We start from the raw sequence: 16811 nt of genomic DNA, 5'->3' as shown, positions 1-16811 counted from the left end.
AGGTGCGCTCCCTCTGATTTCACTAGATCTAATCATGCACTTTTAGAAAGCATCTGGCGTAATCGGTCTTGAGCAACTTCAACCAGCAGATCCGGTTGGAATTTAGATATAAAGCGATCACAGCCTACTTTTTGTACCATGGCTTCATTAAAACTACCGCTCAGAGAAGTGTTCAATGTGATAAACAACTTAGACATACGTGGATCTTGGCGCACTTCATGGGTCAGTTTATAACCGTCCATTTCAGGCATTTCAGCATCCGTAATCATCATCAACAGCTCTTTTTCTACATCTTTACCTTCATCACACCAACGTTTTAAAACCGTTAACGCTTCTAGCCCGTCACGACACTCGATGATATTCATACCCAATTGAGAAAGCGTATCGCGAACTTGATTACGAGCTGTAGAGGAATCATCCACAATCAGAACATTACGCCCGACCATTGCTTGGGCCAGTTCTTGATCGAGAATGTCCTCCGAAATAGTCACGTCGTAATGCACGATCTCTGCTAAAACTTTTTCAACGTCAATAATTTCGACAATTTGAGAGGCATCCCCCTCTTTGATTTGCGTGATAGCCGTGAGGTAATTCGAGCGACCAGACGTGGAAGGAGGCGGCTGAATTTCAGTCCATGCCGTATTAATAATGTTTTTAACCGGACCGACTAAGAAGCCCTGCACCGTGCGGTTGTACTCTGTCACGATCAAATTTTCTTCTTCCGCTTCACCACGTAAAGCAGGAAAACCAATTGCGCCTCGTAAATCAATCACTGGTACCGCTTCACCTCGTAGAGAAGCAACCCCACGAATATTGTAGTGCGATCCAGGGAGCTTGGTTAACGGTGGAAGCTTGATGACCTCTTTCACTTTGAACACATTAATCGCAAATAATTGGCGACTATTTAAAGTGAACAGCAGAAGCTCTAGTCGATTTTCACCAACCAAGTTTGTACGCTGGTCAACCGTATTTAACACTCCGGACATACTACTACCTAAATTATGGATAATTCTTATTTTACTCGAAATCAGTACAGACACAGCAAGGTTATATAACCAAATAACCTTAAAATATTTGGCTTTTCGAGCACAGCTTTAAAGTACAACAGTTTTAGCGTATTACTTCTCTTTGCATCAGACGCAAAGTCACGCAGCACATTGAAAGCCATTTTGTTTATTTACTTGAGCTTTTTAGGAAATTACATGAATGGCGCAGATATAGCAATGCAGCACAACTCAAATTCACCTTCTAGTAATAGGCGATCAAAAAGGGTGAGCTGTTAAGCCTCACCCTAAATCATCTAAAAAATGTATAGGCTCGACACCTAAACACTTAATCATATTTGAAGCAATTAGCCTTCCACAACCTTCATCAATAACTGACCATCGTACAACGCTTGCTTGATCAACGCGGCACCAGGCATTGTGGCTTGCTTATAGAAACGAGACTCCACCAGCTCAAGATCTTGGTGATAAACCGGTAAACTCTGCTCTTCGATACAGCGACGAACCGCAGGATAAAGCACATCTTTTGCTTGGTTAATCACACCACCGATCAAGATTTTCTCAGGGTTAAATAAGTTGATCACAATAGCAATTGCAGAGCCTAAGTAGCGTCCAAGTTTTTCAATCACATCGACGGCCAAAGGATCACCGTTTGCAGCGGCTTCACAAATGCTCTCAATACTCATTTCTTCTTGTTTAGCAAGAATAGAGTCTTCGCCATCAGCGATTCGTCTTACGACTTCTTCACGAATTGCTTGAGAACTGGCAACGGTTTCCAAACAGCCAATATTGCCGCAATGACAACGTTTTCCATTTGGGTCAATTTGAATATGCCCAAGTTCACCAATGTTACCGTGACGGCCTTGCAAAACGCGCCCATCCAGAATGATGCCCGCACCTAAACCGTGGTGGATAGAGATTAGAACGGAGTTGTCATTATCTTGAGAATGACCAAAAAGCTTTTCTGCTAATGCCCAAGCTCGCGTGTCATTGGCAATGAAAACTGGCAAGCCTGTTGCTTTGTATATCTCTGGTCCAAGAGCAAGATTTTCGACATTGTAATGAGGCATCTGCAAAACGACACCTTGCTCTGAGTTCACGAGACCAGGCAGCGTAAGGGCAATACTGGTAACCCGATCAAGTTGATCCGCGTAAGTCTGAAAAAATTCATCAATTTCGTAAAGCAGGCGCTCAAGCACATCGTCTTGATCAAGCTCGTGTATCTCTATTTTAGTATCGATCAGTACATCACCGCCTAACTCATGCAAAGCAATGGTTAAATAACCTCGCCCCAAACGCATTGACAAAAATTGCCAGCCTTCATTATTGACCTGCAAACCGACAGCAGGTCGACCACGGCTCGTCGCTTCTTGTACTGTCGTTTCATGAATCAAGTGCGCTTCAATTAATTCCCGAGTGATTTTGGTGATACTAGCAGGAGCAAGCTCACTCTGCTTGGACAAATCAATTCGAGAAATAGGACCTTTTAGGTCAATTAGTTTATATACACGACCAGCATTGACCTGTTTGATATGATCAATATGGCCCGGTTGAGCCATGTACATCTTGCACTCCGAAATTCTATAACGGGACAATTTTTTTACTTTGCGAACTAATTGTGAAGTGAATTAATAAATCCCCGTGACAAGCATCACGTATAAACCTGTTTGTTTGTGTATTCAATCAAATAACGAAGAATCTACTCCTGTTAAATTGTTTGAAAAATAACTTATTTTTATTCACTAAATTATGAAGTAGTGCCTTTAAAGCAGCGCATTTTTATCAATAAGGCCATTGCCTGTCGAATATCTGTCTGTTTTACCGGGGTTACTCTTAATGTAAACATTCTGTGCATATACTTATATTCAAGTAGCTTTAAGGTGTGGGCTCAGCAACGAGGCTAACCTTGAGAGCGATTGCGTAAAGTAAGGATAGAGTTCAAGTTACCTGTACACACACATTCATCGGAGAATCTATGACTTCCAAACTAAGACGAACAAAAATTGTCACTACGCTGGGTCCTTCAACGGATAAGGACAATATACTTGAGGAGATCATCAAAGCCGGTGCAAACGTTGTTCGTATGAATTTTTCACATGGAACCAGTGAAGACCACATTCAACGTGCGAAAAAAGTCCGTACCATTGCAGCAAGACTTGGGCGTCAGGTTGCAATTCTTGGTGATTTACAAGGCCCTAAAATCCGTGTATCAACGTTTAAAGACGGCCAAGTCATTTTGAATGTGGGCGATAAATTCACATTAGATAGTGATTTACCAAAAGGTGAAGGCAATCAAGAATCTGTAGGGTTAGATTATAAAGAACTACCGCAAGATGTTTCACCAAATGACATTTTATTACTCGATGATGGACGCGTTCAGCTGCAAGTTACCAAAGTAGAGGGTAATAAAGTTCATACCCGTGTGATTGTCGGTGGTCCACTGTCCAACAATAAAGGGATCAACAAAAAAGGCGGCGGATTGTCAGCCGATGCGCTCACAGAAAAAGATAAAGCCGACATTCTTACCGCCGCAGCAATTCAAGTAGACTACCTTGCTATTTCATTCCCGCGTAACGGCGAAGACATGCATTACGCTCGACGCTTAGCCAGAGATGCAGGCCTTGAAGCCATGTTAGTGGCTAAAGTCGAACGAGCAGAAACCGTCGCGACCAATGAGTCTATTGACGACATTATTCTCGCATCCGATGTGGTGATGGTTGCACGTGGTGACCTTGGTGTAGAAATCGGTGACCCTGAGCTCATTGGTGTCCAGAAAAAACTGATTCGCCGCGCACGCAGTTTAAACCGTATCGTGATTACTGCGACACAAATGATGGAATCCATGATTACTAGCCCAATGCCAACGCGTGCTGAAGTGATGGATGTAGCCAATGCGGTTCTAGACGGCACTGACGCGGTGATGCTGTCTGGAGAGACTGCTGCAGGTAAATATCCTGTAGAAACGGTCAAATCCATGGCCGAAGTATGTGTGGGGGCAGAAAAAATGTCGGAGGCAAGTCTATCAACCTATCGCTTAGATAGAACCTTCGAAACCGCTGAAGAAACCATCGCAATGGCAACCATGTACTCTGCGAATCACATGGAAGGAATTAAAGCGATGATCTCGTTAACTGAGTCCGGCAGGACTGCGTTGATGATGTCTCGCTTAAGCTCTGGCTTGCCAATATTTGCCTTATCACGGAATGAATCGACACTAAATCGAGCAGCATTATACCGAGGCGTGACACCTGTATATTTCGAGTCAAAAAGTGATGCGGGTTTACCAACGGCTCAAGCAGCGATTACTAGCCTTAAAGAGCAAGGGTTCTTGCACAAAGGTGATTTAGTCATTATTACTCAAGGCGATGTAATGGATGTTGTTGGCTCAACCAACTGCATGCGCATTCTACAAGCGTAGTCGTTATACCTAACTGGAATTAACCACAAGAACCGCAAATAAGGCTCCGAAAATGGAGCCTTACTTATATGCTTTGTATATTGCGCACATCGTGAACGTAAGAAGGTTTATGCACTCTCTCTACCATCAATTTCAACATCCAGCTGGTCATAGAGTTGAACTAGGTTAAACCCAGCTTGAAGCCCAAGTTGATAGTCATGCTCTAGTGACTCTTGGTCACTTAACAAAGAAGAAGAACGAAGTCCCTCTTTAGGCGCAACTTGTAAAATAAAAGTGTCGTCAGGTGGAGCAGATATAAAGGCCTGAGTGAGCTCAAATGTTTGATAATGAATCATCAGCATGTCGGCTAAACCTGAATCAAAATTCTCACCAATCAGATGACTTAAACGATACAAGTTATCGGCACCGAACAACCAACGACCTCCATTTAACAGCATTTTCCCTGCAAGCTTCGATTGATGTGCTGCATTAATTTTTTGTTGGAAGAACGACGCCCAATCCAGCTTCCACTGATTCACTTTTTGCTGCCATGATTGCTGTACTGAGTTGATAGACTCTCGATACCATTCGACAGGCACATCCCCCACTTCACTTTGGGCTCTCGCTTCAATCTCTGAAAACGGCTCTGTGCGAATGACAATAATGTTGCGAGCATTCTGACGCCACGCTTCTTGAACAGGGATAGAGGCAGACACGCCGCCATCAACAAACTTATTGCCATTTACGTCGACAGGTCCGTGGTACAACTTGGGAATCGCACATGTCGCTAGCATAGTGTTAAACCACGAGTCATCCAAGATTGGTAGATATTGATCTGATAGCGTCTCTATATTCGTTACCGCAGCAAACGCCCCTCGTTTTCCCAATGCAGTGCGACCTAAATCAAGGTCAAGCTTGTATGGGAAATCTTGAATCCGTTCTAATGCCCACTCTAAACCTAAGTACTGCTGCTTTCGGATATAGCGAAACAGATTAAAAAATTCAGGAGACGTTGTTAGCTCGGTAATAAAAGCTTTGCCCATGCCATGTTGACGACACAAGTAAGAACATAAGTTAAGTGCTCCGGCAGAGGTGCCATAGAATTCATCGAAAGGATCGAAGTTGGAAAGTAAAAAGGCGTCTAAAACGCCAGCGGTAAAAATCCCTCTCTGCCCTCCACCTTGCGTGACTAAAGCAGTTTTACCATGCCTAAAGTGCTCATAAACTTTTACATCAAGCTCTGCATGGCTTTCTGTGATTATACCGCTGTTACGTATCATAGGCTCACGCCATTTTGTTAAAACGTTTGGTAAAAGTGGTTATCTTAAGCTGTTGTAATAGCAATGATGCCAAATGACAAAAGCACTGCAAAAACAGTCACCACAATGATTAATGCGGATTTTAGATCGTGTTCCATAAACACCTCCTTAATATGTAACAAATTAATAACACCGGTGTGAAATATGTTCAAGATTTGCTTAATTTAGTCGCGCAATTTTGACTAACCCATCACAATTAGCTTAGTCATAATAAGGAGATAGGGCATGAACCAAAAACTCAGCTGGCTAGTAGGAATCATGATGATGAGTACTGCTATCAATGCACAAGCGAATATCATCGTTACACCATACATAGGCTATACAGGAGGCGGCCAAGTAGAGGATGAAAGTGGTAATACATACGATCTCGACCCCGCAGTGAACTACGCTCTTTCAGTCGAGACTCCCTTAGAAAAAGGAAGGATCGGATTGTTTTACTCCAATCAATCGACGGAACTTGAAAAGCTGTCCAACTCAGCAGATATCCATTATCTGCACTTCCAAAGCAGCATGTACTATCCTGTCGCAGAAAATTGGCAAACCTATATCGGTGTAGGTTTGGGCGCTTCTTATGCCGATGTGGATTGGGTAGACAAAAAATACGGATTTTCGGCTAGCGCTTTTGCAGGGCTGGAATATGAATTTTCAAAGAACTTTGCATTAACAGCCCAACTGAGATGGTTAGGAACGGTCGTTGATAACGATACATCTGGCGCCTGTAATCTACCTAATGACGGCTCAAACTGTATCATTAAGTTCGATACTGATTGGATGAACCAATTCCAATCAAATGTTGGTTTTAGTTTCCGCTTCTAATTTTTATGCATGTTCCTCTGTAGGGCTCGTCACAAAGAACGCTGAACGAGTCCTGCACAGAGCCGATAAAGGATATCGTCTAAACACCATTGTTTGGCAAAGTAACGAAGCATCATCTAGATAGGTGCACAAAAGATAGCCGTACGCCCTAATTAATCAAAATAGTCTTAAATACCAAAGCAATTATTAGATCCCAGTCATTTATTCCAGACAAACAACCACCCACCCACACAAAACCACAATCAAACTCAAATTTAACAAGATTAAAACCAGACAACGCATCTGAATTAACATTTAGATTCTATTGCGCTAAGTATTATTAGAAGTTAGTCTGATCAGTGAAAACAGATAAATATTTCAGTTTTATCAAACACACATCAAAATTTTAAGATTAATAATCTACTTTCTCTTACAGTAGCCAGAATATAGCTCTATAAAATTATAAGAAGTTAGAATTAAGGATAGAAAAGCTGATGGATAACAGCGGTCCTTTCTTCCAACTGTTGGCGCAATTATTACTGTGTTACGTAGAGAGCTTCATTCCTCAGGGAGTCTTATAGGAGTCAAATATGAAGCGAGAACAATGGGGATCCCGGGCGGGATTCATCTTAGCAGCAGTTGGGTCTGCTATCGGTTTGGGAAACATTTGGCGTTTCCCATACATGGCCTATGAAAACGGTGGCGGCGCATTTTTTATTCCTTACATTTTTGCCATGATCACTGCCGGTATTCCATTTATGATCCTTGAGTTCAGTATGGGACAAAAATACCGAGGCTCGGCACCAAAAACACTTGCGAAAATTCATTCTAAATTTGAATGGCTTGGCTGGTTCCAAGTTGGTGTGGCTGCAGTTATTGCCGTTTACTATGTGGCTGTTATCGGTTGGTCGATTTCTTACTTTGGGTTGTCGTTCACTCAAGGTTGGGGAACCGATACCAACGCATTTTTCTTTAGTGAATACCTAAAGCTAGGTGACAACTCACCAACAGACTTAGGCAGTATTCAATGGAAGATTGCTTTATCCATGGTAATTGCTTGGGCAATTACTTACACCGCTATTGCCAAAGGCGTGAAATCAGGAATTGAACGAGCATCTAAAATTATGATGCCAATCCTATTCTTGATGGTGATTTTCTTAATCGGACGTATGATTTTCTTGCCAGGAGCTCTAGATGGCGTGAACTACATGTTCGAACCCGATTTCAGCAAAATTTGGGATGTGAAAGTATGGGCAGCGGCATATGGTCAGATCTTCTTTACGCTAAGTATCGGCTTCGCCATCATGCTAGCTTACTCTAGCTACCTACCAGAAAAGTCGGACATAACGAATAACGCGTTTATGACCGTGTTGATCAACTGTGGCTTCTCGATCCTAGCTGGCATCATGATCTTCTCAGTATTGGGTTACATGGCTCAAGAGCAAGGTAAGCCGTTAACAGAGGTGGTATCTGCAGGCGTTGGCTTGGCTTTTGTTACTTTACCTGCGGCAATTAACCTACTACCTGCCCCATATATTCTTGGTCCACTGTTCTTCTTTGCACTGGTGGTTGCTGGTCTAAGTTCGCATATTTCAATTATGGAAGCCGTAACTTCAGCCATTATCGACAAGCTGAAGTGGAGCCGTAAAAAAGCTGCAAATGTTGTGATTGGTATTGGCTTCGTTGTCTCTATGGCGTTTGCTACCAATGGCGGTCTGCTGCTACTCGATCTAGTAGACCACTTTGCAAACAACGTTGGCATCATGGTTGGTGGTCTGGTTGAGATTGTCTTGATGGCGTGGCTATTGAAGCGCGTGCCAGAAGTACGTAATTACGTTAACGAGCGCTCTGATTTCTCTGTTGGTCAATGGTTCGAGATCTGCTTACGCTTCGTTACACCAATCATGCTCGCCATTATCTTAGCGACCAAGCTATACGCCCTAATTACTGAAGGCTACGGTGGCTATGATCTAACTTTAGGCTGGGCACTTATCGCCGCACTCTTTATCTTTGGTCTAGTGATCAACGCAGTGAACCGCAAGGAGACAGCAAAATGACAATCAGCGCAATTATTATGATGGTTATTGGTTTAGGTATCACTTGGGGCGGCGCTGCCGTTTGCATCAAGCGAGCCATGGATAAACAATAGAACGTTAAGTTCCACATAAAAAACGCCGGTAGTTACCGGCGTTTTTTTATACATACATTAGTTCAATTCTAGAAACTGTACTTGATGCCAACGGCGCCGCCAAGTTGCAAGTCAGCACCTTTGTAAAGATCTAGCTCTGGGTGTATTTGACCATAAAGGTCCCAGCCGCGTGATAAATCCCAGTTCACACCAAGTGGTACTCTCACACCAAACTCGTCATCCCATTCATACCAGCCACCAACGCCGACATACCAAGTCACAGGCATGTTTTGATCGAATGTTCCACGCTTAGCGATGTAATCAAACGCCATACCATCGTTTCCGATAATGCCACGATATTTGTTATCTAACTCTACAACAACACTTAATTGTTGATCGACAGCCATACCAACTGATAGATCCGTTGGTTCGCTTGCCGCCATTGCCGTACTAGAAACTAGTCCCAAAACTAAAATGAATTTGTTCTTCATACACGTTATCAATTATTCAAAAAAACATTATTCGCTATTCAAACATAATGGCGTATCAATATGTCAACGATGGGTAAGCTCGATGTATGAAAAAGCTGACAAAAGTAAAGATGAGTTTAGGATCACACTAAAAAGGAACTGTCAGTTAATAAAATAGGAACTAAAAAAGGAGGCCGAAGCCTCCTTTTATGCATTACTATGAATGATTGCGATTAACCGTGGTTACGAATCCACTCATCCATTTCAGTTTTTAGGTTATCAGACTTAGTACCGAAGATAGCCTGTACACCACCAGCTACAACTACAACACCAGCAGCGCCTAGTTGTTTTAGCTTGTCTTGGTCAACAGCTGCTGTATCTGCAACTGCTACACGTAGACGTGTGATACATGCATCTAGACCAGTAATGTTAGCTTTACCGCCAAACGCTGCAACCAGTTCACCGCCCATATCAGAGCCAGAAGTTACAGCTGCACTTTCCGTTTCATCTTCACGGCCAGGTGTTTTTAGGTCAAGCGCTGTGATTACACCACGGAACACTACGTAGTAAATTACTGCGTAAACTAGACCAACGGCAATCATTAGCACCATCTTCTGAGCGTTACCAGATAGAACTAGGAAGTCGATCAGACCGTGAGAGAAAGAAGTACCGTGTACAAAGCCTAGAGTGTTCGAAACGATGTATGCAGAACCAGCTAGTAGAGCGTGGATACCGTATAGTAGTGGAGCAACGAATAAGAATGAGAATTCGATTGGCTCAGTAATACCAGTTAGGAATGAAGTCAGTGCAGCTGACGCCATGATACCCATTACTTTTGCACGGTTTTCTGGTTTAGCACAATGAGCAATTGCGATTGCTGCAGCTGGTAGACCGAACATCTTGAACATGTAACCACCCGCTAGCTGACCGAAGCCATTACCAGCAGCACGAGATGCTTCATCAGCAACTAGGTAACAAGTTAGTACACCATTTTGAGCTTCACCGGCAGCGTTAACACAAGAACCTGCTTCGAAGAAGAACGGTACGTTCCATACGTGGTGTAGACCGAATGGGATTAGAGAACGCTCAACAACACCGTAGATACCGAATGCTAGCTGTGGGTTTTGGTGTGCAGCCCAATCAGAGAATGCAGAAATTGCACCGCCAATTGGTGGCCAGATAACAGAAAGGATAACACCTAGGATGATCGCAGCAAAACCAGTGATGATTGGCACTGCGCGCTTACCAGCGAAGAAGCCAAGGTACTCTGGAAGTTGGATTTTGAAGAAACGGTTGAATGCCCAAGCAGCCACACCACCGACAAGGATACCACCTAGTACACCTGTATCGATTTTCTCAACACCCATAACGCCCGCCATTACACCTAGCGTTGCCGTCATGATGCCGTAACCAACGATAGCTGCAAGACCTGCAACACCGTCGTTGTTAGTGAAGCCTAGCGCTACACCTACTGCAAATAGAAGTGCCATTTGGCCGAATACTGAACCACCAGCTTGTTCCATAAGATTAGAAACGATCTCTGGAATAAAGCTTAGATGGGCAGCACCCACACCTAATAAAATACCTGCAACTGGTAAAACTGATACTGGAAGCATCAGAGCCTTACCAACTTTTTGCAGGTTAGCAAAAAGGTTCTTAAACATGTTTATGCTCCTGATAAATTTATAAGTATTATTTGGGCACTAACGGCACACCCCCGTAGCCTAAAGGTTAGCACCCAATGAAAATGTAACCACAACTGCATTATATTTTCCGGCTCTAAATATATATTGATGACCCTCAAACTTTCCACACAGTTACGAAATTTAGTTTCAAAACAAGTCTTGGATCACACCCAAAAACAGCCGATGAAAAGGTTTGCATTGCACTTATATTACTGTTTTATAAAGAATTAATTATTTATATAATTAATTTTAAGGCGTAAATAAAATACGCCTCAATGTTATTTTTAGTAACAAAATTACATTTGTGATTTTTGAATGTTATTAAATCAACATTTTTAGTAAACATTAAACTCGTGAGCGTATCTGTTGTTTTTATCAACAAAAAAGGAGCCTAAGCTCCTTTTTTATGCTCTTATTATTTTTTCATCGCAAAAAAAGATTTCGGAAGTTTTCGGTAGTTTTTTGTGCCACTTCAGAAAGAGAGCACGATTTGAGTTGCGCAATATAAGAAGCGACTTCGACAACGTAAGCGGGTTGATTCTCTTTGCCACGATGAGGGACAGGAGCCAAGTAAGGAGAATCTGTCTCAATAAGAAGCTTCTCTAAAGGTAGAGTCTTCACCACTTCTTTTAACTCTGTAGCTTGACGGAAAGTAACAATCCCCGAGATAGAAATATAAAACCCCAGCTCCAGTGCAGCTTCAGCAAATGGAAGATCTTCTGTAAAACAATGGATAACACCACCACATTTCTCTGCCCCATCCTTACGCAAAATATCTAGAGTATCCGCACGTGCGTTTCTGGTATGGATAATTAAAGGTTTGTTGAGCTCCACTGCAAGATCAACGTGTTGCTCAAAGCGCTCTTTCTGTAACGCGGCCGTTTCGGGCTTGTAATGATAATCTAAACCCGTTTCGCCAATAGCGACGACTTTTGCATTCGACGCATGGTGGCGCAATACGTCCATCGAAAAGTCGCTTTCAACATCAAGTGGGTGCACACCGCACGAAGCATAAACATTGTCATAAGGCTCGATCATTTCCATCATTTTCGGGAAAGAATCCAGCGTTACTCCAACAGAAAGTAGCTCAGTTACGTTTGCTTGTTTAGCTTTGTTAATAACGTCTTCCACATTGATGTGGAGATCGTCGTAATTCAATTTGTCTAAATGACAATGAGAATCTACGAACATAATGCCTCTCGTGATTCAATTAACCAATTCATTGATAGTAGCTCAAGATTCAGGCCAGGAAAGGCTTGCACCTGAGCTTTCAGGTTCATCAGCGCCTTCGCTGAAGAGTACAAACCGTTATAGTTGTCCGGTTGAAACTTTGTCGCGCCCGGAAGCATTTGAGCTTCTGATACACCAAACTGCGCTTTCTGAGCATCTGTCAGTAAATACCATGCCCAGTCTAGTGATTGCTCTGGGTGTTTAGCGATTAAAGAAGCACACTCAGAAACGTCTGAAACAGGCGAAGACATTGCCTTAATAAAACTGAGTTCAAAAGCCAAGTAAGCTTCGAGATCGCCATTATTTAACGCATCCAATGTTTTTATTGGAGAGCCCATATTCAGTTTTAAGGCATAAGCAGGAACTTGCTTCGCCCCTTGTTCGTGCATCCATTGCATTGCTTGTTCCGCTGACGGAGGCGCAACAACCCAGTGTTGGCAACGGCTACGAATCGTTGGGAGCAGACGCTCCTGATTGAGGGTAACGAGCAAAAACAAGCACTTTGCCCCAGGCTCTTCTAGCGTCTTTAACAGCGCATTCGATGCCGACTCGTTCATAGAGTCCGCCGGTTCTATTATAAATAGGCGGTAACCATTAAGCTGAGATGATTCCTTAGCAAGACGGTTACAAGCGCGAATTTGGTCCACCGTTATCGCCTTTCCTTCTTTCTCTGGCTTGATCCAGTGTAAATCAGGGTGGTTTTGAGATTGATTTAGCTGGCAGCTATGACAAAAACCGCATGCTTCACTCGCGTAATTTTGGCAAAGAAGTGCTTGGCTAAAAAACTCGATAAGTTTTTCGATGCCCAAGCCCTGCTCGCTTTGTAATAAAAGCGCACCTGGTATTCTGTCAGACTCTAACCCTACTTTGAGGTTATCCCATATTGGCTGTAGCCATGGATAATCATTTAACATGAGTCACCTAAATTTACGTTTCACTTATTGACGAGCTAGCCACTCGTTTAGAGCGTCCCGAATATCACGCGACACGCCTTCAATCGTCTGTTCTGCGTTAATGATAACGATGGAAGGATCGGCATGAGCAATCTCCAAATAACGCTCACGTGTACGCTCGAAGAAACTAATATCCATCTTCTCTATACGATCTAACTCACCACGCCCACGTGCACGCTCAAGCCCAACACGAGGGTCAATATCCATATAGAGAGTGAGAGCAGGTTTAAAATCACCAAGCGTTGTATCCCGGAGATTTTTCATTAACGATGCGTCAATCTGACGGCCACCACCTTGATAAGCTTGCGACGACATATCGTGTCGGTCACCAACCACCCACTGACCGTTTTCCAAAGCTGGTTTGATCACGTTCTCAACCAACTGAACACGTGCAGCGTACAGAAGAAGCAACTCCGTCATGTCCTTAAGTTCTTCGCCTTCGTGCTCTTCTTTCACCAGAGCGCGCATTTTTTCTGCTAGCGGTGTGCCTCCTGGCTCACGGGTATTTACGATATCCTCAATACCGGCCGCTTTTAGCGTATCTAAAACGGTTTTAATCGCAGTGCTTTTACCCGCGCCTTCTAGGCCTTCAACGACAATAAAGTTTGCTTTCATCATTTGTTCTTTCTTAGTTCTCTTAAATAGGCACGAACAGCACGGTTGTGCTCAGCAAGGGATTTCGAAAATACATGTCCGCCCTTTCCACTTGCTACAAAATATAAATAGTTGCTGCTTTCTGGATTCAAAGCCGCTTCAATGGAAGCTTTACCAGCCATCGCAATCGGTGTTGGTGGCAAACCATTGATGGTATAGGTGTTATATGGTGTCGGCGTACGCAAATCTTTCTTACGAATGTTGCCATCGTAGGCGTCACCCATACCATAAATAACTGTCGGATCAGTTTGTAACCGCATGCGTTTGTTCAATCGGTTGATAAACACAGAAGCGACGCGCTCACGCTCAGAATCAATAGCCGTCTCTTTCTCGATGATAGACGCGAGAATCAAGGCTTCATATTTGTCCTGTAATGGCAGCTTTTCTTGACGAGCTTCCCAGCTAGCATCCAGTATTTTATTGAGTTTTCGATGCGCTCGTTTTAATAACTGGCTTTCACTCGCACCCGCTGTGTAATGGTAGGTTTCTGCTAAAAACAACCCTTCTAGCTTTTCTCTCTCAATTCCGAGCTTCGCAGCCATTTCTTTTTCTGAAAGATCGGTTAAATCATGCTTTAAATAAGGAGCACTTTTTAGTTGATCTACCCATTCAGAAAAGCGGCTGCCTTCAACAAAAGTGATCGCAAACTGGTATTCTTTTCCAGTATTCAGATGCTCCAATGTTTGCGAAAGCGACATACCAGGCTCAAGTTGGTAAGTACCCGCTCGCACCTGCAACAATTCTGGATATAAGTGAGGAATTAAACGGATGTACTCCGATGTTTCAATCACCTCATCTTCAACTAAGGCGCGCATGACATGATGAAAGCTTGTACCACTTTCTACAGTAAACAGCTGAGGTTGTTCCAATAGAATAGGCTTTTCAACGTATTGTTTAGCCTGTGAAATTATATAAAAAACAGCTGCTGCGCCTATCACTGCGATCAGCACAACAAAAGCCAACAGTTTTTTAATCACGTAGTTAAATTCCCTTGCAGTCGTTGAGTCAATTTTCCTATCGGAAATATAGTCTTAGAGTTCGATGTCACTATGCTGCTAATAGGTGCGACACCTAATATTGAGTTACACATGAAAGCCTCGTCAGCACTCAGCAAATCTGGAAGTATAAAACGCCCCTCGATGACTTCAATATGACTTACTTTAAGTAACTCAAGCACCTTACGACGCATTACGCCCGTAACGCCTGATAAGGTCAGCTCCGGCGTAAATACTTTATTACCTTTAACCCAAAAAAGGTTGGCCATTGTAGTTTCAATGACATGGTTTTGCACATTTAACGTTATTGCATCTGCAAACTCTGTATTGTCGATTTCAGCCTTGGCGAGAATCTGCTCTAAACGGTTGTTATGCTTATGTCCAGCAAGTAAAGGTTGAATCCCTAGACGAGTATTACAAACGCCCAAGTCCACACCTTGTTCTTGCCAAGATGAATAATGAGAAGGAAACGCAAAATTGGAAATCGTCACGATAGGGCCTTCAATCCCATTAGGGCTATACCCTCGCCCACCAATACCGCGGCTAACGTGAATTTTCACCCCCGCTCGTGCGTCAGATAAAACCGCTTTGCTTGCCCAATCATGCACAACTTTCCAGTCAGGTGAAGAGATCTTCAAAGCGTCAAGGCAAGCACTCATGCGCTCAGTATGTTCTTGCCAGTAAACCAACTCTCCATTTTGGGTCAGGATGGTGGTAAAGCCTCCATCACCGTATTGGAATGAGCGATCACCTAGCTCTATATGCGTTTGCGGAACTCCATTTACCCAAAACATTCACGTACCTTCAAATTAGCAGACAACAAATAAAACAAAACGGCTCAATGCTAAGCATCGAGCCGTTAGAATACAAGTTTCGCTTATCTAAATTAGGTTAGATAGTGTTACTCAGCGAACTTCTTGAAGATCAAAGAACCGTTTGTACCACCAAAGCCAAACGAGTTACAGATAGCGTACTCCATACCTTCAACTTTGCGCGCTGTATGCGGCACAAGGTCGATGTCTAGGCCTTCTTCTGGATCATCAAGGTTAATGGTTGGCGGAACAATTTGGTCAACCAAAGACATAACCGTGATAATTGCTTCAACAGAGCCAGCAGCACCTAATAGGTGACCCGTCATCGACTTAGTTGAAGACACAAGAACTTGCTTCGCACCTTCTTCACCAAGAGCACGTTTCACGCCTTTGATTTCTGCAACATCACCAGCTGGAGTAGAAGTACCGTGAGCATTCACATAACCTACTTGAGTACCTGTGATGTTAGCGTCACGCATCGCCGCTTCCATCGCAAGTGCACCACCAGAGCCGTCTTCGCTTGGAGATGTCATGTGGTAAGCATCACCAGACATACCAAAACCAACCAGTTCTGCGTAAATCTTCGCGCCACGTGCTTTTGCGTGTTCGTACTCTTCAAGCACCATCATGCCAGCACCATCACCTAGAACAAAACCATCACGGCCTTTATCCCATGGGCGAGACGCTTTTTGAGGCTCTTCATTACGAGTAGATAGCGCTTTAGCTGCACCAAAGCCAGCCATGCCAAGAGGCGTAGAAGCTTTTTCTGCACCACCAGCAACCATCGCATCTGCATCGCCGTAGGCAATCATACGTGCTGCATGGCCGATATTATGCAGGCCAGTAGTACATGCGGTAGAAATCGCGATATTTGGACCACGAAGACCACGCATGATAGATAGGTTACCTGCAACCATGTTTACAATGGTCGAAGGAACAAAAAATGGGCTAACTTTGCGAGGGCCTTTGTCTACTAATGCAGTATGGCCAGTTTCGATAAGGTCAAGACCGCCAATGCCTGAGCCGATAGCAACACCAACTCGAGCCGCATTTTCTTCGGTAATTTGTAAGCCAGAGTTATCAAGAGCTTGAATACCCGCTGCAATGCCGTACTGGATGAAAAGGTCCATCTTACGAGCATCTTTTTTAGACATGTACTCTGTGCAATCGAAATCTTTAACAAGACCTGCAAAACGAGTTGAGAAGTTCGTAGTATCAAAGTGCTCGATATTTACGATACCACTTTGACCTTCTAGCAGGGCTTTCCAAGATGATTCTACTGTGTTGCCTACCGGTGACAACATACCCATGCCAGTGACAACTACACGACGCTTGGACACGATATAATTCTCCGGGAATTGAATATTTC

At 43.4% G+C, this 16811-nt stretch carries 16 protein-coding genes; 4 read left to right on the top strand and 12 right to left on the bottom strand.

Translation table 11 applies throughout. From position 1 onward, the window contains the following. Positions 1–32: 32 nt before the first annotated feature. On the bottom strand, positions 33–986 hold the full coding sequence (locus R7D93_RS05295; protein WP_005372976.1) for a chemotaxis protein CheV: 954 nt from the start codon (positions 984–986) through the stop codon (positions 33–35). 365 nt (positions 987–1351) lie between these two features. Continuing rightward, complete coding sequence (locus tag R7D93_RS05290) at positions 1352–2569, bottom strand: ROK family protein (RefSeq protein ID WP_005385828.1); 1218 nt, start codon at positions 2567–2569, stop codon at positions 1352–1354. Between the two features lie 410 nt (positions 2570–2979). Between R7D93_RS05290 and pyk the strand changes: the two genes are divergently transcribed. Continuing rightward, positions 2980–4422: a pyruvate kinase gene (gene pyk / locus R7D93_RS05285; RefSeq protein WP_225495414.1), complete on the top strand. Its 1443-nt coding sequence runs from the start codon at positions 2980–2982 to the stop codon at positions 4420–4422. Between the two features lie 107 nt (positions 4423–4529). Here pyk and R7D93_RS05280 read toward each other — a convergent pair whose 3' ends face one another. Then, positions 4530–5681 (bottom strand): patatin family protein, encoded by a 1152-nt coding sequence (locus R7D93_RS05280; protein ID WP_005385837.1) that lies wholly within the window; start codon positions 5679–5681, stop codon positions 4530–4532. Positions 5682–5725: 44 nt separating this feature from the next. Continuing rightward, positions 5726–5818, bottom strand: a complete 93-nt coding sequence (locus R7D93_RS05275) for a YnhF family membrane protein (protein WP_005372970.1) — start codon at positions 5816–5818, stop codon at positions 5726–5728. Between the two features lie 127 nt (positions 5819–5945). Between R7D93_RS05275 and R7D93_RS05270 the strand changes: the two genes are divergently transcribed. The 3 genes from R7D93_RS05270 (at position 5946) to R7D93_RS05260 (ending at position 8664) form a co-directional block, all read left to right on the top strand. Next, positions 5946–6536 (top strand): outer membrane protein, encoded by a 591-nt coding sequence (locus R7D93_RS05270; protein ID WP_047103413.1) that lies wholly within the window; start codon positions 5946–5948, stop codon positions 6534–6536. Positions 6537–7105: 569 nt separating this feature from the next. Beyond that, complete coding sequence (locus R7D93_RS05265; protein ID WP_005372966.1) at positions 7106–8572, top strand: sodium-dependent transporter; 1467 nt, start codon at positions 7106–7108, stop codon at positions 8570–8572. Then, a complete protein-coding gene (locus R7D93_RS05260; protein WP_005372963.1) occupies positions 8569–8664 on the top strand; it encodes a MetS family NSS transporter small subunit in 96 nt (31 codons plus the stop codon). Before R7D93_RS05265 ends, R7D93_RS05260 begins: the two co-directional genes overlap by 4 nt. A 68-nt stretch (positions 8665–8732) precedes the next feature. On the opposite strand, the gene R7D93_RS05255 is transcribed toward R7D93_RS05260, so the two are convergent. The 8 genes from R7D93_RS05255 to fabF all read right to left on the bottom strand — a co-directional run bounded on the left by R7D93_RS05255 (position 8733) and on the right by fabF (position 16782). After that, positions 8733–9134 carry a hypothetical protein gene (locus R7D93_RS05255; RefSeq protein ID WP_005372960.1) on the bottom strand — a complete coding sequence of 134 codons (402 nt, stop codon included), beginning with the start codon at positions 9132–9134 and terminating at the stop codon, positions 8733–8735. A 212-nt stretch (positions 9135–9346) separates the two neighbouring features. Continuing rightward, entirely contained in the window at positions 9347–10777 is a 1431-nt protein-coding gene (gene ptsG / locus R7D93_RS05250) for a PTS glucose transporter subunit IIBC (protein ID WP_005372959.1), read from the bottom strand. Between the two features lie 444 nt (positions 10778–11221). Further along, complete coding sequence (locus R7D93_RS05245; RefSeq protein WP_213868093.1) at positions 11222–11989, bottom strand: TatD family hydrolase; 768 nt, start codon at positions 11987–11989, stop codon at positions 11222–11224. After that, positions 11980–12942 (bottom strand): DNA polymerase III subunit delta', encoded by a 963-nt coding sequence (locus tag R7D93_RS05240; protein ID WP_213868092.1) that lies wholly within the window; start codon positions 12940–12942, stop codon positions 11980–11982. The genes R7D93_RS05245 and R7D93_RS05240 overlap by 10 nt, the downstream gene beginning before the upstream one ends. Before the next feature lie 24 nt (positions 12943–12966). After that, the gene (gene tmk / locus R7D93_RS05235) at positions 12967–13599 is read right to left on the bottom strand and encodes a dTMP kinase (RefSeq protein ID WP_005387350.1); all 633 of its coding nucleotides are present in this window, start codon (positions 13597–13599) and stop codon (positions 12967–12969) included. Next, the gene (gene mltG / locus R7D93_RS05230; protein WP_005387347.1) at positions 13596–14612 is read right to left on the bottom strand and encodes an endolytic transglycosylase MltG; all 1017 of its coding nucleotides are present in this window, start codon (positions 14610–14612) and stop codon (positions 13596–13598) included. The genes tmk and mltG overlap by 4 nt, the downstream gene beginning before the upstream one ends. Continuing rightward, entirely contained in the window at positions 14609–15424 is an 816-nt protein-coding gene (gene pabC, locus R7D93_RS05225) for an aminodeoxychorismate lyase (protein WP_213868091.1), read from the bottom strand. The genes mltG and pabC overlap by 4 nt, the downstream gene beginning before the upstream one ends. A gap of 107 nt (positions 15425–15531) precedes the next feature. Beyond that, the gene (gene fabF / locus R7D93_RS05220; RefSeq protein WP_005372948.1) at positions 15532–16782 is read right to left on the bottom strand and encodes a beta-ketoacyl-ACP synthase II; all 1251 of its coding nucleotides are present in this window, start codon (positions 16780–16782) and stop codon (positions 15532–15534) included. Between the last annotated feature and the right edge of the window lie 29 nt (positions 16783–16811).

Origin of the sequence: Vibrio sp. YT-15 (genome assembly GCF_033337445.1) — a bacterium.
GTDB lineage: Bacteria > Pseudomonadota > Gammaproteobacteria > Enterobacterales > Vibrionaceae > Vibrio > Vibrio alginolyticus.
The sequence above is the reverse complement of the archived record's forward strand: the minus strand, read 5'-3'. Positions and strand labels throughout refer to the sequence as shown.